Source organism: Adhaeribacter aquaticus DSM 16391 (assembly GCF_000473365.1).
Lineage (GTDB): Bacteria > Bacteroidota > Bacteroidia > Cytophagales > Hymenobacteraceae > Adhaeribacter > Adhaeribacter aquaticus.
In genome coordinates, this window is the sequence record NZ_KI421517.1 from 4228296 (window position 1) to 4251116 (window position 22821).

At 36.2% G+C, this 22821-nt stretch carries 22 protein-coding genes; 9 read left to right on the forward strand and 13 right to left on the reverse strand.

What is annotated here, in order from left to right:
• Positions 1-28: 28 nt before the first annotated feature.
• Positions 29-1780, reverse strand: coding sequence for a GMC family oxidoreductase (locus tag ADHAQ_RS0120980; RefSeq protein WP_026464604.1), 1752 nt, complete (start codon positions 1778-1780; stop codon positions 29-31).
• A gap of 159 nt (positions 1781-1939) precedes the next feature.
• Positions 1940-2515 carry an acyl carrier protein phosphodiesterase gene (locus tag ADHAQ_RS0120985; RefSeq protein WP_026464605.1) on the reverse strand — a complete coding sequence of 192 codons (576 nt, stop codon included), beginning with the start codon at positions 2513-2515 and terminating at the stop codon, positions 1940-1942.
• Positions 2516-2639: 124 nt separating this feature from the next.
• Between ADHAQ_RS0120985 and ADHAQ_RS0120990 the strand changes: the two genes are divergently transcribed.
• Positions 2640-3137 (forward strand): pyridoxamine 5'-phosphate oxidase family protein, encoded by a 498-nt coding sequence (locus tag ADHAQ_RS0120990; RefSeq protein ID WP_034256979.1) that lies wholly within the window; start codon positions 2640-2642, stop codon positions 3135-3137.
• Between the two features lie 73 nt (positions 3138-3210).
• The gene (locus tag ADHAQ_RS0120995; protein WP_034257517.1) at positions 3211-3939 is read left to right on the forward strand and encodes a hypothetical protein; all 729 of its coding nucleotides are present in this window, start codon (positions 3211-3213) and stop codon (positions 3937-3939) included.
• A gap of 347 nt (positions 3940-4286) precedes the next feature.
• On the opposite strand, the gene ADHAQ_RS26585 is transcribed toward ADHAQ_RS0120995, so the two are convergent.
• The 5 genes from ADHAQ_RS26585 to ADHAQ_RS0121025 all read right to left on the reverse strand — a co-directional run bounded on the left by ADHAQ_RS26585 (position 4287) and on the right by ADHAQ_RS0121025 (position 7551).
• Complete coding sequence (locus ADHAQ_RS26585) at positions 4287-4538, reverse strand: hypothetical protein (protein ID WP_051360070.1); 252 nt, start codon at positions 4536-4538, stop codon at positions 4287-4289.
• A gap of 168 nt (positions 4539-4706) precedes the next feature.
• On the reverse strand, positions 4707-5642 hold the full coding sequence (locus ADHAQ_RS0121005) for a gamma-glutamyl-gamma-aminobutyrate hydrolase family protein (RefSeq protein WP_026464608.1): 936 nt from the start codon (positions 5640-5642) through the stop codon (positions 4707-4709).
• Positions 5630-6634 carry an amidoligase family protein gene (locus tag ADHAQ_RS0121010; protein ID WP_026464609.1) on the reverse strand — a complete coding sequence of 335 codons (1005 nt, stop codon included), beginning with the start codon at positions 6632-6634 and terminating at the stop codon, positions 5630-5632. Before ADHAQ_RS0121010 ends, ADHAQ_RS0121005 begins: the two co-directional genes overlap by 13 nt.
• Before the next feature lie 212 nt (positions 6635-6846).
• Positions 6847-7230 (reverse strand): hypothetical protein, encoded by a 384-nt coding sequence (locus ADHAQ_RS0121020; protein ID WP_026464610.1) that lies wholly within the window; start codon positions 7228-7230, stop codon positions 6847-6849.
• A 75-nt stretch (positions 7231-7305) separates the two neighbouring features.
• Positions 7306-7551, reverse strand: a complete 246-nt coding sequence (locus tag ADHAQ_RS0121025; RefSeq protein WP_026464611.1) for a hypothetical protein — start codon at positions 7549-7551, stop codon at positions 7306-7308.
• Positions 7552-7801: 250 nt separating this feature from the next.
• Between ADHAQ_RS0121025 and ADHAQ_RS0121030 the strand changes: the two genes are divergently transcribed.
• Positions 7802-8008 carry a hypothetical protein gene (locus ADHAQ_RS0121030; RefSeq protein ID WP_026464612.1) on the forward strand — a complete coding sequence of 69 codons (207 nt, stop codon included), beginning with the start codon at positions 7802-7804 and terminating at the stop codon, positions 8006-8008.
• A 61-nt stretch (positions 8009-8069) separates the two neighbouring features.
• On the opposite strand, the gene ADHAQ_RS0121035 is transcribed toward ADHAQ_RS0121030, so the two are convergent.
• On the reverse strand, positions 8070-8861 hold the full coding sequence (locus tag ADHAQ_RS0121035) for a gluconate 5-dehydrogenase (RefSeq protein WP_026464613.1): 792 nt from the start codon (positions 8859-8861) through the stop codon (positions 8070-8072).
• An 11-nt stretch (positions 8862-8872) separates the two neighbouring features.
• Positions 8873-9715 (reverse strand): 5-dehydro-4-deoxy-D-glucuronate isomerase, encoded by an 843-nt coding sequence (kduI, locus tag ADHAQ_RS0121040; protein WP_026464614.1) that lies wholly within the window; start codon positions 9713-9715, stop codon positions 8873-8875.
• Positions 9716-10235: 520 nt separating this feature from the next.
• Here kduI and ADHAQ_RS0121045 point away from each other — a divergent pair.
• The 3 genes from ADHAQ_RS0121045 to ADHAQ_RS0121055 all read left to right on the forward strand — a co-directional run bounded on the left by ADHAQ_RS0121045 (position 10236) and on the right by ADHAQ_RS0121055 (position 13135).
• A complete protein-coding gene (locus ADHAQ_RS0121045; RefSeq protein WP_026464615.1) occupies positions 10236-11471 on the forward strand; it encodes a DEAD/DEAH box helicase in 1236 nt (411 codons plus the stop codon).
• A gap of 115 nt (positions 11472-11586) precedes the next feature.
• Positions 11587-12108, forward strand: a complete 522-nt coding sequence (locus ADHAQ_RS0121050) for a DinB family protein (RefSeq protein ID WP_026464616.1) — start codon at positions 11587-11589, stop codon at positions 12106-12108.
• 247 nt (positions 12109-12355) lie between these two features.
• Positions 12356-13135 carry an endonuclease/exonuclease/phosphatase family protein gene (locus ADHAQ_RS0121055; RefSeq protein ID WP_071781197.1) on the forward strand — a complete coding sequence of 260 codons (780 nt, stop codon included), beginning with the start codon at positions 12356-12358 and terminating at the stop codon, positions 13133-13135.
• A 16-nt stretch (positions 13136-13151) separates the two neighbouring features.
• Here ADHAQ_RS0121055 and ADHAQ_RS0121060 read toward each other — a convergent pair whose 3' ends face one another.
• The 4 genes from ADHAQ_RS0121060 to ADHAQ_RS0121080 all read right to left on the reverse strand — a co-directional run bounded on the left by ADHAQ_RS0121060 (position 13152) and on the right by ADHAQ_RS0121080 (position 18489).
• Positions 13152-13580 carry a hypothetical protein gene (locus tag ADHAQ_RS0121060; RefSeq protein ID WP_026464618.1) on the reverse strand — a complete coding sequence of 143 codons (429 nt, stop codon included), beginning with the start codon at positions 13578-13580 and terminating at the stop codon, positions 13152-13154.
• Between the two features lie 146 nt (positions 13581-13726).
• A complete protein-coding gene (locus ADHAQ_RS0121065; RefSeq protein WP_026464619.1) occupies positions 13727-14194 on the reverse strand; it encodes an SRPBCC family protein in 468 nt (155 codons plus the stop codon).
• 1196 nt (positions 14195-15390) lie between these two features.
• Positions 15391-15585 carry a hypothetical protein gene (locus ADHAQ_RS28425; protein WP_026464620.1) on the reverse strand — a complete coding sequence of 65 codons (195 nt, stop codon included), beginning with the start codon at positions 15583-15585 and terminating at the stop codon, positions 15391-15393.
• Positions 15586-15795: 210 nt separating this feature from the next.
• The gene (locus ADHAQ_RS0121080; RefSeq protein ID WP_026464621.1) at positions 15796-18489 is read right to left on the reverse strand and encodes a PAS domain-containing sensor histidine kinase; all 2694 of its coding nucleotides are present in this window, start codon (positions 18487-18489) and stop codon (positions 15796-15798) included.
• A 698-nt stretch (positions 18490-19187) separates the two neighbouring features.
• Between ADHAQ_RS0121080 and ADHAQ_RS0121085 the strand changes: the two genes are divergently transcribed.
• The 3 genes from ADHAQ_RS0121085 to ADHAQ_RS26590 all read left to right on the forward strand — a co-directional run bounded on the left by ADHAQ_RS0121085 (position 19188) and on the right by ADHAQ_RS26590 (position 22266).
• Complete coding sequence (locus ADHAQ_RS0121085; protein ID WP_026464622.1) at positions 19188-19592, forward strand: response regulator; 405 nt, start codon at positions 19188-19190, stop codon at positions 19590-19592.
• Between the two features lie 572 nt (positions 19593-20164).
• Complete coding sequence (locus tag ADHAQ_RS0121090) at positions 20165-20497, forward strand: hypothetical protein (RefSeq protein ID WP_026464623.1); 333 nt, start codon at positions 20165-20167, stop codon at positions 20495-20497.
• A gap of 920 nt (positions 20498-21417) precedes the next feature.
• Entirely contained in the window at positions 21418-22266 is an 849-nt protein-coding gene (locus ADHAQ_RS26590; RefSeq protein WP_051360072.1) for a DNA/RNA non-specific endonuclease, read from the forward strand.
• Positions 22267-22821 lie beyond the last annotated feature (555 nt).

Sequence of the window (22821 nt, forward strand, 5' to 3'; positions counted from 1 at the left end):
GATTAATCTTTCCCATATTAAAAGCTTTCTAAATATTTCCTTTTCGTTTCTGATCTACTATAAATTCTGACGTACGCATGGATAAAGCCATAATGGTCCAGGTGGCATTTTTATCGGCTTGCGAAACAAAGGGGCCACCGTCGGCAACAAACAGGTTTTTAACATCATGGGCCTGGCAGTTTCTATTCAGCACAGAATGTTTTGGGTCGTTGCCCATGCGGGTAGTACCTAATTCATGAATAATACGACCAGGAGCTGCAATGCCGTAGCCTTCTTCTTTGGTAGGCATTTTAGACAAGGCTACTCCTCCAAGGGTATCAATAATTTCCCGGAATGTTTGCTGCATGTGTTTTACCTGGTTGTACTCATAGTTGCTCCAGGTAAAATTGAACCGCAACACCGGAATACCATATTTATCTACTACGCTGGGGTCTATTTCACAGTAATTATCACGGCGGGCAATCATTTCGCCGCGGCCGGAGAAACCGATGGTGGCGCCGTAAAATCGTCGGTAATCTTCTTTGAGCTTTTGGCCATAGCCACCTCCGGTAAGTTGCGTTGGGTCTAATTTTTGCGTAGCCCCGTATTTACCTTCAATGGGTTGAGCTGAGTTATAATTGTGCAAGCCTCCCATAAAACCATAGCTGGGCATGCGGCGTCCGCCACCAAATTCTATGTGGTAACCTCTGGGGAAATCCAATTTTTTATTTTCAAGCCACCAGGGCATGTACATGTGCATGCCACCTACCCCATCTTCGTTATGCGGGTGGTTGTTCATCATTTGCGGGAAAAAGCCAGTTACATCAGTACCGGTAGAATCTGTTAAATAACGGCCTACCACATCACTTGAATTAGCCAGACCATTCGGGAACCGACTTGATCTGGAATTTAACAACAACCTGGCCGATTCACAGGCACTGGCCGCCAATACAACAATCTTGGCGTTCACTAAAAATTCTTTGCCACTATTTACGTCTACATAAGAAACACCGGTAGCTAATCCTTCTTTATTTACCATTACTTCCCGTGCCATAGCTCCTGGTACTATTTTTAATCGGCCGGTTTTTAAAGCAGGCGGAATAAGTACTGACGGCGAAGAAAAATTGGAATGGGTGGAGCAGCCCCGGTTACATTGGGAACAGTAATGGCAAGCTGGCCGACCGTTTAAAGGTTGTGTTAAAATAGAAAGCCGGGAAGGAATTACCGGAATCCCTAATTTATCACATCCTTTCTTTACCATAAGCTCATAACAACGGGGCTTGGGCGGAGGCATAAAAATACCATCGGGTTCGTTATAAAGCCCTTCTTTAGAACCAAATATTCCTACCAGCCGATCCAACTTATCGTAATAAGGTTTTAACTCATCATAGGAAATTGGCCAATCGTCGCCTAATCCATCGATGCTTTTCCGCCGGAAATCCAGCGGCCCAAAACGCAAAGAGATTCGTCCCCAATGGTTCGTGCGGCCTCCCAGCATTCTGGACCGAAACCAGTCAAACTTAGTACCGGTAGTGGTGGTGTAGGGTTCTCCTTCTATATTCCAGCCTCCAAATGCAGCATCAAATTCCCCGAAAGGCCGGTGCGTACCTGCTCCTCTTCTGGGCGAGTCGTATGGCCATTTAAACATATTGCCGCTCGTGGCCGAATCAAACATGGGGCCGGCTTCCAGCATCACTACATTGGCCCCTCCTTCGGTTAGCACTTTGGCGGCCATTCCCCCTCCGGCTCCTGAGCCCACTATACAAACATCATAAACCTTTTCATTTTTGATATAGGGCATATGTATAAAATGTTTTAGTAAAAGGAAAATTATAGCTAATAAGGTTTAAAGCATTTGCAAGTAAACTATATAGGAATTCGGTATAAGAATTAGCTTCTTAATATATTTATTTTATTTAATAATAAGAAGCTTTAAAGAAAAATAATAAAGAAAGTTCTTCTAAAACTTAGGTTGTACAAACTGCTGTAAATCAGGAAAAAATTTATTAAAATCTTCTTTGTAAAAAGGATAATTATTTTCCAGTTCATCAGCTGCCGTTTCCATATTTGAAACAAAGGAGGTACGGCGACTTAAACCAGTGAGCGATTTGCGAATACCCTCGAAATTGGCATAATTAAAAAGCCAGTTTTGCTGCACCATGTAAGGCAGAAAATACTGTACCCGCTCAGGTAAAATAAACTGGTACTTTTGTATAGTAGTATAAACTTGCTGTGCATAGGTAAGCAAGGGAACAGAAGAATACTCCGGAAAATTTGCCGCCAAGAAATGATCGTAGTAAATATCAGCAATAACGCCTGCATATTTCCGGTAAGAAGGCCGTAAGCGCTCTTTGGACTTCTGAACTATTGGATGGCTGTCTGTAAAGGCATCTATCTGGCGGTGCAGTATAATTCCGGCGGCAATCCGTTCCGGAAATAATTGTAATTGGCTACCTCGCACAGAATCAGCAATAAAATTTCCTACTAATAATTCTTCATCGTTGCCAGATAAAAAACAATGGGCTAAGTAATTCAATAAGTTTAGTTTTTAAAGCAAAACAAATAGTGCACGAGTAGGTTATTCAGCAAGTAAAAAGATTTACGAAAGAACCTTTGTAAAGTGGCCGCGTACTTTTTACGGAATTAACCTAATTAAAACTATGGAAAAAAACGCAAATCCTGAAATGCAGAAAATTGCGGATAAGATAAAAAATATTAAAAACGGGATGCTGGTAACCATTGAGGAAGATGGCAGCTTGCGTAGCCGACCGATGCGGTACCTACAGATTTCTGGAACCGATATCTTATTCCTAACTGGTTATGCTTCCGGCAAAACCCACGAAATTAAAAATGATAGTCACGTAAATGTGAGTTTTGCCGACGACAGCAGCAATGTGTATGTATCTATTTCAGGTAAAGCTACTGTAAGTAAAGATCCTAAAAAAATAGAGGAACTTTGGCATCCAGCCTTTAAAGCTTGGTTTCCGGAAGGCAAAGACGATCCAAACGTGGCTGTATTGCGCGTAGCTGTAAATTCAGCTGAATACTGGGATAGTTCTTCCGGCCCGGTAGTACATGCCATAGGGTTTGCTAAAGCAATTTTAACCGGTGAAGCCTATCATCCGGGTGATAACGAAAAATTAAGTATTGACAAATAAACAAACAGGAGAACTTAGTTTCTCCTGTTTTTATTTTATTTTTATTCTTACTAAACAGTTTATTATAAACTTCTTGTCTGCGCAATCTATTACAACGTTAACTTTATTTGGGATAAAAAAAGGCCATTGGTGCTGGGGATTGGCCCAAATGGGAACTATGCCTCCCCTTCTGAAACAGGTGAAGGGCCTTCAATTTTTTAAGTTATTAGGCAGTCCCAAAGGTGGCGTTTTTAATATAAAACCTGATTTTTATTTATACGGGATGTTCGGGGTTTGGGAATCGGAAGCAGTTGCTGATAACTTTTTCAAGAACTCCTCTATCTTTTATGAATACCAGCAACATTGTAATGAAACCTGGACTATAAAATTAAACCCTATTAAAGCTCATGGCCTTTGGGATGGCGTAAATCCATTTCAGGTAACAAAAGCAACCCCTCACCTAACCAAACCAATTGCTGTACTTACCAGAGCCTCCATAAATGTACGGGCTATACCTGCATTTTGGAAACATGGTGCTGCCACCAGCAAAGCTATTGAACAGGCTGAAGGCTTAATTGCAGCCGTTGGTTTAGGGGAGTTACCTTTTGTGCGGCAAGCTACCTTTAGTATCTGGAAAACAGAAAATGATATTATACAATACGCCTATAAATCGGCCCAACACCAGCAAGTAATTAAAAAAACCCGAACGGATAATTGGTACAGTGAGGAATTATTTGCCCGATTTGAGGTATTAGGCGCAACAGGCAGCTGGAAAGGCAAAAACCCATTGGAATCTTACCAGGAAGAAGCCTCTCCCGTGTAATTCTACTCCCAATTCCAGGTGAAAAACCTGTGCTCATCAACTGAAAAAAGAGCTGCCATAAGCTAAATAAAGTTAAGAGCAGGCATATATTGTATTAACTCTAAAAAAGGAATTGCCATAAACATTTTGCTTTCTTTACACCAGATGCCTTTTGATTGTTTTGGTGAAAGAACTCCTATGTATTTCCTGCGACACTAATACCTAAAATCTACAAGTATAAATACCCCGCTCCTGCTTAGTAACTAGGGAATCCCCTGAATATAATTATCTACAAAACTTCTTTCAGGTAGAATAAATTTTAAACAAAAAGCTCCGGATAAGGAGCTTTTTGTAATTAAAGAAAATACCTATTTCCTTTTGCCCTTACCTTTTCCGTTGCCATGATAATGACCATGTTTTTTCTGCTGGCCAGGTGCAAAAGCCCGCGCCGATTGATGGCCATACACTTTTTTAGCTTGGCCTGGTGGTAACCCTCTGGAATGTCCTCCTGGAGATGGATACGGATTAGGGTACCGAGCTATGGGTGAAGTACGACAGCTGGCAGCCGCAAGCGCAATAATTAAAGCAAAGAATAAGTGTGTAAAGAGCCTAAATTTCATCAATGGTTTCCTTTTATTTAGCGTATAAACGAATTTAAGCTTATTTATTATTACAATAAGCTTCTTGGTGATTGCTAAAAAAGTGCCAGGTTTAGGAAACCCTGATTAGAAGTTAATTAGAATTTGAATAAGAATAATTTTAATAAGATTTTATAAATCGCTTGGATTTTATTTTCTAGCTTTAAATTCTGATAATTCCTTTTGCTCCAACTTTACTATTTGCGGAGCTTTTGGTTGAGAAAGTGCTTCCCGCATATCTTGTTCTTCAATCTGCATATTAACATTTTTGGCATGATGTACCAATGCCTGAAATAACCGTCGCTGTTCTGGTCGTTGGGGCAGGTATTCCGGATGCCATTGTACCCCCACCACATAAGGCAATTCACTGTTTTCTACCGCCTGAACTACACCATTAGCTTCTTTAGCAACAATTATAATATTTTGTCCAGGATCTTTTATAGCCTGGTGGTGAATGGCATTTACTTTTAATTTTTCGGCTCCTAAAATATTGGCTAATTTACTTTCTTTTTTAATTCTTATTTTTTTGACTGGAAATATACTGATTGGGTTTGGTTCTTCCGAGTAAAATGAATTTATGTCCTGGTACAAGCTTCCGCCAAAATAAACATTCAATAATTGCGACCCCCGGCAGATGCCCATAACCGGCAGATTTTTCTTAACTGCCTGATTCAGCAGTTGAAATTCCAGATGATCCCGGTTCCGGTCAATGGTCCATTTGATTTTACGGCTAAATAATTTTCGCACCAGAAATAACCCCGGATAATAAATCCAGCGAACGAACCGCCCAATTCTTCTCCAAAAAGAGATTTTTTTATTTTGAATGGTGCGGGCTAAATATTCCTCCACCACATTTTGCTTCTGATACGTATCTGGGTCCACATCAGCCCCTCCACCTATAATCAAGGCTTGTAACCCATCAGCAGTACGTGGCTTACCAGGCGTTATTCTTACTGGTTTCCCGCCTGCTAACCTTACTCCCAAAGCGGTAAAAAACCAGGCCACTCCGCCACCCTTATCAGGTCCGGTTATCCCTATTGTTGGCCGTTTCCGATTGATTTTTATTTGTTCCTTTAAGTAAGCCATGCAGAAATTTGTTTTATCCATTTACCTTCAAAACCCAGAATGGTATCTTGCTTTAACCTAAAATAAGCTTCTTTTATAGCTTCTATTTTTTCAGGATTATGAGCTAATTCTTCTACCACCACCCAATTATTCCATTCCTGGGCTAAGGTCCAATCGGGTTTTGATATACTACTATTAGGTAAACGGTAATGAAAAGTTTTACGAGGTTTAACTTTTCCAACATCCTGAAATTGATTTACTTTATCTGGATTTATAGCGGCAAATAAAGGATACATGTCTATGGGTCGGTTTCTATCAGGATTATACCTATGGTAATCCGCTACCAATGTATCCAGATCCGGAGCATAATTTTGAGCTAAAATCAACTGGGCGTATTCTTCCGGAAAAGGATCAATAAACGGGCTCAGCTTACGGGCTAAATCAGTTTCGCCCACTTCCAACAACCAAGGATAAAGTAAGACAAATGCTTTTAAATAACTTATTATAGTTTCAGCATCAGTTGCAGGTAACTCAATATTTATATGCGTTCCAAAAGCATTAGTTGGAAAAGCTTCTGTTCCTTTGGCGTTGTGTTCGAACAGCGCCTGCCGGAGTTCTTCAAACTGAGCTATTTCGGTACACGGTACGGGTGGCGTAGCTATTTCATATGGAAATATTTTACCCACTATACCTTCCAAAGCAGCCTCAACACTATCCTCCAAGGTGCCCACTCCACATTTATATTCCTGCAAATTGATGTTGAACGAATCAAAAAATTTTATGTATTTCTTTTCGGTCAGTAAGGTTAAATCAAACTCAACGGAAAAGTTTCCAATACGGGTATCGCAAACTTTTTGGAGAAACCGATTTTCTTTTTCAACTCTTCCTCCGTAGATGTCCAGAATTATTTTTACTATTTCATCTATTCCTAGATTAGCAAACTCTAATTCAAACCCTACTTTTCTTAGCTCTCCCTGCTCGTTGTATAGTACCGGCAATTGTTTAAACTCCATACCTTTTTATTTTAAATATCCATTATTGAAATAATGGTTTTTACTAAACGGCAAGAAGTTGAAGGCGTTACAGATTTAAACTGTAAACTTTTTCGGTATAACTACTTATTTATAAAAGTATTTTTATTTTGACCTGAATTAGGATAAGGTATAATAACAAAATAAAAAAGGCTTACTGAACAGTAAGCCTTTTTTATTAGTCAAGGTATAGATTAGATATTTTCGTAACCGGAAACATTTTCGTTTGGCTTAACCTCTTTGCTGCCAAACTCCTGATCGCCACTTCTTATTCCATTAACAGCTCCATCCTCCCCGGCTTCATAGCTACCTTCAACTTCAAAACCAGGTCCTTGAGAAATAGATTCTACACTATCCGGATCATTGGCACCATAACCGGTTGCCTCGTTACCGCCAATGTGTAAATTCTCTAACCTGTCCATTTGACCTTTTCTTTCCAGGTCGCCGTTTGGACCTACATTGCGCTTGGCACTTGGATCCGGTATATTGCCATTCGTTTGTTCCCTTTTATCTTTCTCGAAGATATTTTTGGTGCTACGTGTTTTATTTTCGTCGTCGTCGTCTTCAAATATTCCCATGGTAGTTATTGCTTAGTTTTATTTAGATTTACGGATAGCAGAGGTTGAAGTTGGCTTAAGGTCCTTTTACTCTTATTATCCTTGATTAGCTTCTATTTCCTGCAATAACTCTTCATCTGAATAAGCTTCTTCCCAATTGGCAGGTAGTTCCAATCTTACAGTTTGGGCGCCACCACTTGGGGTACAAACTACTGTTCTTTTGTCGTCATTTGCACCTACTGTGGCGGCCTCTTCATTTTCTTCAGTATGATTCAATCCTGCGTATGCTTGTACACAAGTCCATCTGGTACCATCTTCTGCCTGTACTTCCCGTTGTTTCATTTTATGTTTTAATTTTTTGCTTTTTATACGGAGAAGATTAGTTAAAGTATATACCTTAATATATATTGAAAGAATCATCAGCAACCGGTAAATAATCCTGGCATTAATCAACCTGAAGCTACCTGGTAAAGAATTGATCTATTCCAGTAAATTATTTTACATTTCTATAGTACTAGAAAACACCTGTTTTTTTTTTACGTTAATTATATAAACCTGCCAATAGGCCATCACCCTAAAGCTTCAATAAATAATGGTTGTTGATTATTTAAATAGACTTGGTTCACTTGATGTTTCTTCTTTAACCAACCAGGACAAGGAAGACTTTTTAACGGTTCTTTCTTACTTAGAAAAACGGGAAAAGGATCCTGCCCGGTTAAATGAAATAACCCATCAAATGGAAAGACTGGCTCCTGAACTAAAAAGAGTTAAAACACCCTATATAAAGTTTAAGTCTTAAATAAAAAAGGCCATCAATTTGATGACCTTTTTGTTCTTGCAATTTAATTTTAGTTGATTGTTTATTCTCCCATGGGTTTGCCTATGGTAGCCAGAATACCACCATCTACATAAACAATTTGGCCATTTACAAAATTACTAGCCCGGGAAGCCAAAAAAACGGTAGCCCCTCCTAACTCATCCGGGTCGCCCCATTTTCCGGCAGGTGTACGGTTAATAATAAATTCGTTAAAGGCATTGCCAGGCACCCGTAATGGCGCAGTCTGGCTGGTTGCAAAATAACCTGGCCCAATACCGTTTACCTGAATATTATACTTTGCCCATTCGGTGGCCATGTTTTTGGTAAGCATTTTTAAACCACCTTTGGCTGCAGCATAAGCACCTACGTTTTGCCGGCCAAGCTCACTCATCATAGAACAAATATTTATTATTTTACCGCCACCTCGTTCTATCATGCCTTTCACTACAGCCTGCGATACAATAAAGGGTGAAGTTAGGTCTACATCTATTACCTGTTGCCATTCAGCCAGTTCCATATCTACTAATGGAATCCGTTTTATTATGCCGGCGTTATTCACTAAAATATCAATAGGGCCTATTTCCTGTTCAATTCGGGCTACAGCTTCTCTTACCTGACCCTGGTTGGTTACATCGCAACGAAACCCGTGAACCCGCAGTCCGGCTTCTTGGTATAGCTTTAGGGCCTCTTCTATTTTTTCCTGAGATGAATTACCGTTTATAACTAAAGTCGCCCCTGCTTCGCCTAATGCTCTGGCCATAGCCATTCCTAAACCATGTGTAGCACCGGTTACCCAGGCAATTTTACCGGTTAAATCAAATTGTTTTAATACCATATAACCGTACCTTAACGTAGTGTAGCAACTTTGCAAACATCCATATCGCCATAATCCAGGTTTTCGCCGGCCATTCCCCATATAAAGGTATAGTTTGCCGTGCCAGAGCCCGAATGGATTGACCACGGTGGAGAAATTACAGCCTGGTCATTCTGCATCCAGATATGGCGCGTTTCCTGTGGTTCTCCTAAAAAATGACAAACCCCCTGCTCTGCTGGCACCTCAAAATACAAATACACCTCCATCCGGCGGTCGTGTACGTGGGCCGGCATGGTATTCCAGACACTGCCCGGGTGTAATTCGGTCATACCCATTTGCAGCTGGCAGGTTTCTACTACACTATTCACTAATAATTTATTAATGGTACGGGCATTTGCAGTTTCCTGAGAACCTAATTGTACCCTTTCCGCCTGCTCTTGAGATACTTTTTTGGAAGGATAAGCATGATGAGCCGGAGCTGAGTTTAAATAAAATTTGGCCGGATTCTGAGCATCTGCGCTGGCAAAGGTTACTTCCTGAGTTCCTTTTCCCAAATACAAAGCTTCTTTAAAATCCAGCTCATAAGCTACACCATCTGCCGTTACTGTACCTTTTCCGCCAATGTTAATGATGCCTAACTCGCGTCTTTCCAGAAAGTAAGGTGCCTTTAAGGGATCAATGGTTTCCAAGGTTAAAGTTTCTTTTACCGGTTTGGCACCACCCACTATAAACCTATCGTAATGCAGATAAGACAGGTTTATTACATCAGCTTCAAAAACCGTTTCAATCAAAAAGTTACTTCTAAGGCTTTCTGTATCCATGGCTTTTGCTTCGCGCGGGCCAATGGCATGCCGGATTTCATAGTTCATATTCATTATTACAGGTCTTTTTATTTAAAAATAAAGGCCAATTTAATTAGGATATCTAAAATTAAAGTACTTTACGAGGAAAAGAATAGTTAACATTTTTTAAAAATGCTTTTATAGCCAAAAGAAACCATTTTAAGACTTTAAAAATTTTAAATCAAATATTACCAGCTCTTAATTACAAGTACTTACAGCCATAGAATTTAATTCGCCAGCATTGGCTGTACTCAGAAAGCCTATAATTTGATCTCTTGGACTATTTTATTCAGCTATAAATTAAAAACTCTTTTGTACCATAAGAATTAAATCAGTTTACACATGCAGGAATACCCTTCTTTATTTTCCATTTAACCAACACACGTTTATTTTAGGGCAATTTCTTTATCGTTCAAATCCCCTGGTTTATGCTAATAAAAATTTAGATAATAAAACCTTTCCAAATCCTTTCTAGCCCGTAAAAACAGTAGATTCTTAAATTATAAGTACCTTTACCAGCCTTTCTGATTTTGATAAAGAAAACAATACGCACATGAAGTTCGAAGAATACCCAATTGTACCTGAAATTAAAAGAAGTCTGGAAGAAGCTGGCTTTAAACGTCCTACTGATATCCAGTTTAAGTCGATACCAGCTATTTTAAAAGGCGAAGATGTTTTGGCCATAGCTCAGACGGGTACAGGTAAAACGGCGGCTTTTGCTATCCCGGTGATACATCACCTGCATAATCTTAAACAAAAAGCTGCCCGCCCCGACGGAATAAAATGCGTAGTAATGGTACCGACTAGGGAATTAGCCATTCAAATAACCGAAGTTTTTGAGCAAATAGGTAAATACACCCGGGTAAAAACCTTTAGCTTGTTTGGCGGAGTTGAGCAGGCTCCCCAAATAGCAAAACTGGAAAAAGGTGTAGATATACTGGTAGCTACGCCAGGTCGGTTATTTGATCTGGTAAGTCAGGGGCACCTTCAATTACACCGGGTAGAAATTTTAATTTTGGATGAAGCTGACCATATGCTGGACTTAGGGTTTATTAAAGATATCCGGGATTTAATGAAGCACCTGCCCCGGAACAGACAAACCTTGTTTTTCTCGGCTACTATCAATGAAAACATTAAAAAGCTTGCTTATTCGCTCGTGCACAATGCTATTCGTATTCAGGTTTCACCCAAAGATCCGGTAGCTAAAAATATTGATCATGCGGTTGCCTTTGTAGAAATGGATGACAAGCGGTTTTTCCTGGAGCGCATGATCCGGGAAAATCCAGACAAAAAAATTCTGGTATTTGTCCGGACAAAAGTTAGGGCAGAACGGGTACTAAAGGCTATGGAGCGGGCCAGTATTCAAACCGTTACTATTCATGGTGATAAAGAACAAAAAGACCGGTTACTAGCTCTAAAGCAGTTTAAGAGCGGAGAAATTAAAGTTTTAATCGCAACAGATGTAAGTGCCCGCGGCATTGATATCCCGCTGGTAGATTTTGTTATAAACTATGACCTTCCGGAACAAGCAGAAAATTATGTACACCGGGTTGGCCGTACTGGCCGCGGTACTCAAAAGGGCCAGGCTCTCTCTTTCTGCAGTACAGAAGAAAAATCAATCCTTGATGAAATTGAAAGCTATTTAACTAAGTCAATCAAAGTATTGGAAATTACTCAAGCCGACCGAACAGAGACACTGGATTTTACCCAAGATGTGAATTATGATTTAAAAAACCTGATGAAAGAAGTACAGGAGTTTGAGAAGCATAAAAAAGGTAAAAAAAAGTAATTTATACTTATGAAGAAATTTAGTACCTGTATGTAGTTTATTTCTTTTATAATGATGCGGCAAAACACTTAATTTAAAAGAAATTACTGCTTTAGGTAAATTTCTAATTTTAAATATGGCAACTGAAAATAAACCTGAGGTTTGGTTAAGAGGTCCCTTACCAGAAATTCCTCCCCTTCTGCAACCGGCTGCCCATGCCTTATTACAAGCTCAGGAAGAAGTAAATGCGCTAATGAATGATTTCCCGGATAAGCTATTATGGGAAAAACCTGCTAATATGGCTTCAGTAGGATTTCATCTACAACACTTGCGGGGCGTACTAGATCGACTTTTAACTTATGCTGAAAATAAGGTTCTAACTGAAGAACAATTGGACTACTTACAGGCAGAGGGAAAACCAGCTGCCGAAATAACAACAACAGAATTACTTACTGCTTTTAATAAAGAAATAGAAAAGGCGCTTCATCAGTTTAAGCATACAAATGAAATTTCCCTAACCGAATACAGAGCAGTTGGTCGGGGTAAGTTACCTTCTACCCAAATTGGCTTGCTTTTTCATGCGGCTGAACATACTATGCGCCATTTAGGACAATTATTAGTAACCGTGCAAGTAATTAAAAGCCTAATGAAAAGTTAATTTTTTAAATAATCCAAGATTAAGGAACAACAAATTACTTAACAGAATGTTAATTTTTTAATAACACCCTTATACGTACACTTTTCGCTATATTTTACGTAATAGCAATTAGTTAATAATAAGGATTATTTTGAGAAATTAACAAAATATGTTACTGAAGTATATTTGCACATTATTTATATTATTCTATTCATTTACAGGAATTGGCCAGGTATTACCGAATACAGACGCTAAAGTTTTTCGGGTAATGTCTTATAATATTCGTTTTCTAAATAAAGAAGATAAAATTAATAACTGGAATTTTCGCCGGGATAATGTAGCCGGGCTAATTATGTCCTATCATCCTGACTTGTTTGGAGTTCAGGAAGCCAAGAGCAAGCAAATAAAAGATTTAGAAACTCGGTTACCTGAATTTGGCTGGTATGGGGTTGGGCGAAATAATGGCAAAAAAAGAGGCGAATTCAGTGCCATATTTTACCGGAAAAGTCGTTTTGACCTTTTAGATACTGGTTCTTTTTGGTTTTCCCGTAAACCTTCCAGAGCAGGCTCTAAAGGTTGGGACGCAGCCTTGCCAAGGGTAGCTTCCTGGTGTAAACTTAAGGACAAAAATACAGGAGTAGTTTTTTATCACTTTAATACTCATTACGACCACCGGGGTAAAGTAGCCCGGGAAAAGAGTTCTGAATTATTGGCTCAAAAAATCAAGGAAATAGCTGGGAATTCGGCCGTGGTGTTAACAGGTGATTTTAACAGTTTGCCCTCTTCCAAACCTTACGAAATATTAGTGGCCAACACAGGTCTGTTCGATGCTCAACTTGTCTCGAAAACTCCACACCAGGGACCCGCCGGCTCAATAAGTGGATTTTTTGTTAGGGAACAGATTACCCGGAAAATTGACTATATTTTTGTAAGTAAGTTCTTCAAAGTACTGCAACACGCTATTTTAACAGACCATAAAGAAGGCCGGTATTTTTCTGACCATCTTCCATTATTAGCAGAAATTGAAATCAACAACGAGGTACTTTAGCTGGCAACAAACTTAGCTAAAGGATTATCTGCTGGGTATAATGGGGTAATCCTGAAATTCCTAACCACATAAAGGCCAGGTCTAAATTGCTAAATACCTCCATTTTAAAATCATGGGTTGCCCCATACCTATCAAATATGTGACTTTTTAACTGATGGAACCGAAGCAGATAAGAAGAATCTCTGGGTACGATGGCTGTACCTTTTTTAAATCCAGATTCAACTAAAGCTGGTAAAAGGTCATTATATAAAATTGTGGTATCAGGTATATCAATTAAAGAAAAATCATTTACCCATAATTTAAACTGATTTTCCTCTACCAATTTAATTGCGTACCTGAAACCAGACTCAAATTCAAGGATATTTACTTCCCTAACCCAGGATAGATGTATTAAAGTTAATTCAGGATCTAGGTAAATATGTAAAAAAGGATCTTCGGCTTCCAAAATCTCTGGCTTTTTAATTTTTTAAACCATTCACTTCTATTTAGTTGGTAATCTAAGTTATTTCTATTTTAATTGAAAATGGAGATAATATTTATTTTTACATTAAATACAATTTTAGAATTCCATTGCTTAGCTGCCTTTATTTGTTAAAGAAATTTACCAAATTCCTGATCTAGCACCTTGTACCTGTAATCAAAAATTTTATTTAACTTCTTTTTAACCAGCAGAGCATGCACTAATTGGCCTAAAAAACCAAAAGGCAATTTGTAATGTACTTGATCCCGCATTTCAACTCCGCCTTCTACCTCTTTAAAGAAGTGGGTGTGGTGCCAAAAGCTATAAGGCCCAAACCTTTGCTCATCTACAAAATATTGTTTCTCCTTAACATGAGTTATCTCCGTCATCCAAAACAATTTCAAATTGAGAAAAGGTGATATATTATAAGTAATAATTTGCCCTTCATACATTTGTGCTGACCCAGAATAAGAAATTACCTCCATACTCATTTCAGGAGGAGTTATGCGATTTAGATTATGCGGTGAGGAAAAAAAATCCCAAGCCGTTTCGAGGTTAATAGGAAGCCGCTGAATTCTTTCTAAAGTATAAAAGCTCATTTTTTAATTTTAAACCTACAAACTACCAGGAGAAAAAATTGTTTTCAATATCACCAGTTCATCAGCAAAAGAGTCTTTTTAGAACCGGCAACTATACTTCTTTAAAACCTAATTGATAATTATTAACCTTTTTTTGTTTGTACATAAAAGGGAGGAGAAAATTATTAAATATTTGCTTTATAGATGTTAGAATAAGGCCTAACCCAAAGACAATTTTGCAGCAGGAAAGATTAGATAAATGAGATAATTCAAATCAGTAAAAGTGAAAGAGAATACCTAATAATTAGGCGAAGGAGAATAATACTGGTTGAAAGTTAATTTACTTTTAAATTATTTTTTTTGATCAACTTCTTTTTAGAACGCATATCCATCATTCTTCTTAAACCTTTCAAATTTTTACCTACATAAATAGTTGTAATAATTGAAAGACAAAAAATCAAAAAGAACCCTAGACCTAAAATAATATGAAAGATTTTCATATTGCCCTGTTTACTTAAATTATAAATAACAATGTAAGGATATTTTACTCAAAAGAATTATGGATCAAAAATAAATAATGGATTCATTTCCGGACCACTATTCTTGGTAAAAATTCATCTACTTTTTATTATTAGGTACAGCAAATAAATGTGTTATAGTTATTTATTAACCCTACGAATTTAAATAAAATTTATAATAGCATGTTTAATTTAGTTAAATGAATTTCCAATTGTAAAACCCTTAATTTTAATTAATTAGCTAAAGTTGCAAAATTATTACTTAGTAAAAAAACATTTCTTAAAGTTAAGTACTATTACTTATGTACAAATTCAGGTACTGTATCAAACAGTCTTACAATAAGTATTTTTCGCTTCAATACTATCCGGAATTCTTTTAAATCTTTGTATGTTAATGGACACAGTAAGCTTAAAATATTTTAAACCTGTTAAACATCTATTGTTGTAGAGCAACGACTTAAAAAGCTCAATGGAGCCGCAGAAGAAATGTAATTTGTAAGGAAGGAGGCTTAAGACCAGGCAGATTAGTTATAGTTTTCAAGGGCCACCTTATATAAATTGAGATTAATTGTAAAGCAAAAGTAATTGGCTGATTAAATTTAACCCAGCATAAATAATCAATTACTTTTAGTGGTTCAGGGATATTTAACCAGATTGCCTTTAGGAAATAGAAGTAATTGCAAGCAATAACTCATTAAATTAAAAAAAGCCTTTTCTTCTTTTAGATGTAGGAATGTTGGATCTTATTTCTAAATTATTTTTGCCTTGTCTTCTCTTTTTAAGTTGAATTTCATACCAAATATAATCTATGAGTTTATAAAAGGTATAACCCAAAGCGCAAAGTAGAAATAGAACGGCTAAAATGAGTAGCCAATAATCCTTTAAGGCATCCATGGTCTAATTTACTAGTTGGTAATAAAATAAACAAATTTAAATTTTTTACTTGAAAAAGACAATTAACCAAATAGCTATATAAATTTATTTAAGTATCAGAAAAGTATTGAAATATATCAAGTAAGCCTTCTTTATAATTTAAAACCTAGACTGATTAAACTTTAAATCTTATAGACCAAACACCTAAGAAAATTGCGTAATAAATATCTTTTACTTAACCATTACATCCTGATATTTAAATTCTATTGTAAATTTAGTTCCTTTGTTAACTTCACTTTCTATAGATACCTTGCCTCCTAAAGCTTCTACCTGCGTTTTTACCATATATAAGCCCAATCCTTTGCCCTCTACATGTTTATGAAACCGTTTATAAAGTCCAAAAACCTGGTCCTTTTTCCTCTCTAAATCAATTCCTAAACCATTATCCTGGAAATGAATAAACAGTTTACCATTTAAAATTTCTGATTTAATTTGGATAAATGGCGTTGATTGAGGTTGCCGGTATTTGATACTATTTGTGATGAGATTATAGAAAACACTATGCAAATAACTTTTAATGGTATATAAGTTATTTACAGCTGAAAAGTCGGATTTAATCAGCACCTGCTCCTTTACCACCAAATTTCCAATACTATCTTCTATGCTTTGGATTAATTCCGGCAGGTTTACCTCCTGCTTTAGCTCCATTAACTCTTTCTTTACTTTTAAAATAGCATTCAAATCTCTAATAATATTATCTAATCGCTTGACATTTTCTAACAAGCCTTTAACAATATCTAATTTAATTTCTGCCGGGTAATTATCTTGGATTAGCATTTCAGCTAACCCTAGTAAATTGGCTACCGGAGCTCGGAGATTATGTGAAACAATAAAAGAAAATTGTTCCATGCTTTTATTCGATACCAATAATTCCTCAGTAGAGGTTTTAAGTTTCTCATTTAATTCCAGCAGTTGAATTTCTGCCATCTTCCGCTCAGTAACGTCTTTAAAAAAAATGGACAACCCGTTTGCAGAAGGATAAATATTTACGTCCAACCAAGCTCCTATTAAATTATAAAAGGCCTCAAAACGTTGTACCTTATTATCAGTTAAAGCTTTATAATAAAAAGTATTGAAAGGACTATCTATTGCATCAACAAAGGCCTCCCAAAAATCCTGGTGCAAGACTTCTTGCCTGGAACGGCCTATAATAGTTTCAGCTTTTTTATTCCAATAAGTTACTTTCCCAGCTTTATTTACTGCCAGAAAAGCGTCATCGATACTTTCCAGTATGCTATTTCTATCTTCGTAAGCCTCTAAAACAGCAATCTCCGCTTTTTTTCTGGAATCAATGTTCTGGAAACTACCATATAACCGGATACTTTTATTTTCTTCCTGCTCAACTTCACCAATAACTCTAATCCACCTTTCATTCCCATTGGCTGTTATTATCTGAAGTTCCAGATCAAAGGAAGTTTCATGTTCAAGGCAGGTCTTTACAGCATTAGTAATTAAGTCTCTATTTGTGCCTGGTTTATAAAAATTAAGGGCTGCTTCCAGTGTAGGTTTATAATTCTTTTTTACTTCGTGGATTTCTTTAGTGATCTCAGACCAAAATAAAGTGTTATTGACCAAATCCAGTTCGTAACTGCCAATTTGAGCTAAGTAATTGGCTTTAGTTAAAAGTTCTTCTAACCTTCTTTTCTCAGTAACATCCTGCATGGCTCCCACCATTCTAATAGCTTTATTTTTATCATCTCTAATGATAAAGCCTTTTTCCATGATGTAACCATACTGGCCATTGGCTTTCTTGAACTTGTACTCATCCTCCCATTTAGTCTTAGTACCATTAATTGCAGCATTTAAACTTTTAGTTACCCGGTTGAGGTCGTCGGGATGTACCTGATTAGACCAGGAACTAATATCAGGAGTAGTTTCTCCTAACTCATACCCAAAAAGCGTGTTAAACCCTTCACCCCAATAAATTTTACCTGAAACTAAATCCCAATCATAAATAACATCAGAAGTGGCCTTAGAGACAAATTCGTGCAAGATTTTGCTTTCCTTTAGTGCCTGCTCCGCTTTTTTCCTGTCCGAAATATCTATACCCACACATTGAATTTCGGTGGGTTCGCCAGCCTGATTCGTTATACAAACAAAATCCCAAAGTGTAGTTCTTACTTCTCCGGCTTCTTTTGGTTTATCTATTTCAACTTGAATTACAGTACCCGGGTTAGCTAAACATTTTTCAGAAGCCTCCACTACCCGTTGGTGATGATAGGGAATAATAGAAACCATTGAATCCTGACCGACCACTTCACTATTTGGATAAATCCAGGCAAAATCAACCATGAATTTTTCATTACAATAGGTATATTTACCTTCCAGGTTTACCCGTATCAGGTAATTGGTTTGCGATTGAACAATAGCTCTGAGTCGTGATTCATTTACTTCTAAATAAGCTTTTGTATCCAGACCGGAAATTAAATTTGAATGCTGCTCCTTCTGGCTTAGCTGCTTTATTAAATAGTTTTTTTCCTGTTGGATTTTATAGACATTCAGTTCTTTTTGAATGGTAAAAGGAAGCCTGTCCAGCCTATCGAAAAACAGATAATCAGTTACACCTTTTTTAGTTAAAGCTAGTGCCTCTTTTTCTTTTTTGGCATTAGTTATTACAATCAGAGGAACCTTGAAAGCAGATTTTAAAACGCTAACGATCACCTGATCTGCATGTAAATCTAAATCTAAGAAGCAAAATATAATAATATCAGGAATATGAAAAGCTAAAGCTGTGGTTAATCCTACTTCGTGGCTTCCAATTGCCTCTAAATCAAATTCCAGGTCACTTTCCTCTAAAACCTTAACTACTAAATCAGTTTCGGCTGATTTTCCAGAAATAAGAGTTATAGCATTTTTTTTAATCATATTATTTATTCATCCAATTTCTCCAGGGCTATACATTCATCCCCTTAAAGCCATAGAATAGGATATTTTTAAGGGACAAAGCTAAATAAATTCTAAAAAGCTTTTTCTTTTTTAAGATAATATTTTCTGCATTTAAAAGGTATTGCGCCGGCCATTAAACCTCCATGGCGAAATAGTATTGTCCTAAATCCAAGTATTCTACGTCCGAACACGTCTAGGTTAACTACATATATAATAGGGCCCAAGGGTCGACCTCTTAATACCTTGCCTCCATAAAGTTACAGCAACTTTTATATATTTAATATATATGGGCTGGTCAAAAAAGCAGAATTAATTAGATAAATTAGAGAATAAAATAAATCTATAAAACATTAATTATCAAAATATTATAAGTTGGCAAAAACTAATAAAGTTTAGCTAACTATTTAATAATTACAACACTTAAGATTATTAAAAAAGGCCTAAATATTTTGCTTACCTGATAGTAGTAGTTTCCTCTTAAGGTTTATCTTATCTTAACTGTTATTCCGGAGTTCAAATTTTAAAACTAATATTTATGAATGGTTAAGGTAATTGCGATACTAAAATTGCTCACCTTAGAATTGTATTGGTTCAACCGGGTAATTATCAGGTTCAGCTAAATTAAGTAATATTACCCTTTTTATAATATAATTTTGTAATGAACAACACGCTCTTACATGCCTCAAACTCCTTCCTTTCTTATTATTGATGATGACAAGGTAAGCACATTTTTAGTAAAAAAAATTTTAAGTAATGAGGTACCTGAATGTAATGTCATTTCTTTGGAAGGATCTATTGAGGCACTGCATTGGTTTAAAGAAGTTACTTTGTCGGGAGATATATTACCCGAAACGGTCCTGCTTGATATAAATATGCCCGATTTAGATGGTTTTGAATTGATTGAAGAATTAGAAAAAGCAAAAATAGATTTATCTAAGGTAAAACTATTCTTTTATTCCAGTTCCGAAGACCCTACAGATATTCAAAAAGCCTTTTCGTTGCCATTGCCCATTGCCGGCTATATTTCTAAACCTTTAAATAGAAAAAAAATAGAAGCCATTTTCTCTAAATCACCCGAGTAACTTTCCTTAATTTTTATATGATGGTTTTAGATTTTTTGTTTTTATAGATTTATTTTAGAAAAAAAAGAATATTTGATTTATAACCATTGTTCCTAAATTCGGGAATAGATTTTTGGAATTCAATGAGCAAAGGAGTAACTCATGAATGCCTGTTACTCCTTTACCAACTGTTGTTTACGGACTTGGTTGTAATCAAAATTTTCAAAAATAAATCAAGTGAATTTTATTCCAACAAGTAAATTTTCAGAATATAGGTAGGCCCCAGCCTTAAAAAAGGAATATTAGAATAAATTTTATTGAATCATATTTCAATTAATAAATTATAAACTTTTGGTAATAATTACCAGATTTTAATTAATTCGATAAACCACTCACCTTTTTGAAATTTTATTAGGCTGTTTTTCCTCCTTATCCAATTTAATGGTACTAAGGTTTAATTATACTTATAGTAACAGAATTAATACTGAAATTTCGGTTTAGTTCCTTAATTTACTTCCAATTTTTTTTTATTGCTCTCAGTTTTAGGTACTTTCCTACTATTATAATTGCTTCAGATTTAAGTAGTTGATAATATGAAAAAATTCCAAACTACCGGCAATAAATTAGGGGAAATTGCCAACCAAGATTTCAACTTCATTATTGAAAGAATATTTAAAACCATTGAAGCTTATTCCGCACGGTTTGCTGAATTAAATCCCCTGCATACTAAAATTGAGCTTTTACTGGAAATACAGAAGGATTTGACCCCTGTTACTAAATTAGAAAATATTTGTGGACTCCTTAAAGAGGCCGCAGTTGATTCCTATATTATCCGGAAATTGCACGTTGAAGCCTGTAAAGATTTAGAAGCATTAAAAGGAAATGAATTACTAGACAATCAACAAATTATTTATTGGAATAGTTAAAGGTGCTACAGAGGTTTGGTAATTAATTGAATAGTTTATAATAACATCAAAAACCACATATAATTAGCCACTTATATAAAAGTACTCTTAGTTTTCGAGAAAAAATTTAATGATATAGTAAACAGGAATGGCTCCCGAAAATGCTGATGCTTATAGTCTCTCACCTGTTTCACTTGCTTTTATTTGTGGTTAAACCAGATTTCATCAAAAAGTTACTAATACTATAAAGCACCACAAATAATCACCCTCCAAACGGACTGTCAGGTATTATCCATACCGCCAAAATAATTTTTTTCTTGCTTTTAAATCCTTTTGTAAAATTCCAGCAGCTCCATATGAGTTTAATATATTGACAAATAATGTGTTACCATTAAAAAACACTATAAATTTGGGAGAGGAAGTAAAGGAGGAATAGTAAGAATTTATTAATACTTTTATCCAAACCATTAGATGTTAATGTGTGTTAAGAAGTTCTTTTAAACTTTAATAAATAACACCACGTATAGAAACATGTGTAAAAACATTGGTGAAAAAAAGAAAGGCGGCCAGACGGGTGGCCTTTCTTTTTTTATTAACTATCAATCCTATCCAACAACCCTTTCAATATAAAATCCAATCTTATTCTCAATAATAAAAACTCTGTTTGGGAATAGTTTCATTAGTGGCTTTATCTAACCTTCTACAGTAGCTTTAATTCCAAAATGGTTAATCAAAATTGCCAGTTATAACAAAAGTAAAATATTAAACCTCATCCTTCACCTTTACTTTTTAAATTTACTTTTCCTTAAATTTAGAAAAAGCATAAAACTAAATCAAATTAGCACTTCTTTTCATTGGCAGGAAATTAGCTTTATTATTTAAAAAAAATTTATTCTAAACCTAAACTAGATTTCAATTAGCTTCGGCCATTATTTAAAGCCATGCGGATAAGATTATATTATTTATTTTTTATTTACTTGTTGGCGTTTGCCTGCCAGAAAGATGATGCTCCTCAAAAACCTTTTGACCTTATACCGGAGGTTCATACCCGTTTAGGAAATCCTAGTAATGCCACGGCTGAGTTGCGTAACAGTAACAACTTTTTAATTACCAAAAACCAATATGTACTTTCTTACAATAAAGATAAAGGCATTCCCAATTGGGTGAGTTGGCACGTAAGTAAACATTGGCTAGGCAATAGTCCCCGGCAAGATGATTTTAAGATAGATAATGCTTTACCAGCTGGGTGGTACAGAGTTGCGGCGAGTGCCTATACAGGTAGCGGATTTGACCGGGGTCACAACGCCCCTTCAGGAGATAGAACAAAGTCAGTAGAAGATAACTCTGCCACTTTTCTGATGACAAATATGATACCACAGGCGCCTAATAATAATAGGGAAACTTGGGAGAACCTGGAAAGCTATACCCGTTTGTTAGTTAGCAGAGGTACTGAAGTGTATGTAATTATGGGTAACTATGGAAAAGGAGGCACTGGAAGTAATGGCTATGCAGAAACTATAGATCAGGGAAGGATTACTGTACCCAAGCAAATCTGGAAAGTACTGGTAGTGCTTCCGGAAGGGGAAAACGACTTAAGCAGGATTAATACCAATACCAGAGTAATTGCTATAAAAACTCCCAATAACAATGATCTTAATCCAAACTGGGGGGTATACCGCACAACTGTAGATGCCATAGAAAAAGCCACCGGATATGATTTACTTTCTGAACTTCCGGATAATATTGAAGCCATTCTAGAAGCGAAAGTTGATAAAGGAGAAACTAAATAATATTAACAATCTGATATACAAATATTTTACCATGCCACCCATTTCTAAAATTTTAAGTATTGTCAGAGATCTCCAGATTTTATTCTTTTAAACCCAACCTTCAATAAGCTTTTTAGACTTATCAAACCTTACCTACTTCGGCTATACCTCCTAACCCTTTTTCTTTCGCACCTGTATTAATTAGCGAAGGGTATACTGATTGCAGTAAATAATTTTTATGGTTTTACTCAAACTCGCCTTAGTTACCTCCTGAAAGATGCTGATCATGGTAGTCATAAGTTCTGGACGAACAAAATTTTACCTGGTTGAAAGGTTTTATCGGAAGTATATGAAGTAAAAAGCTTATTTAGAAAAGCCAATCCCAAATAAACCAGATAGATCTATTCTTTCAGTAAATTTATTTTAATACTTAAGATTTCTATCTCAATAATGTTTCTTCTTAGACCAGACTATTTATGGTTTGGAAAAGGGAAAACTCATTAATAAGGTTATAAACAAAGTTAAGGCTTGCTACTACTAGAGGAGAATGATTATACTTTAAAAGTTTAACAATCT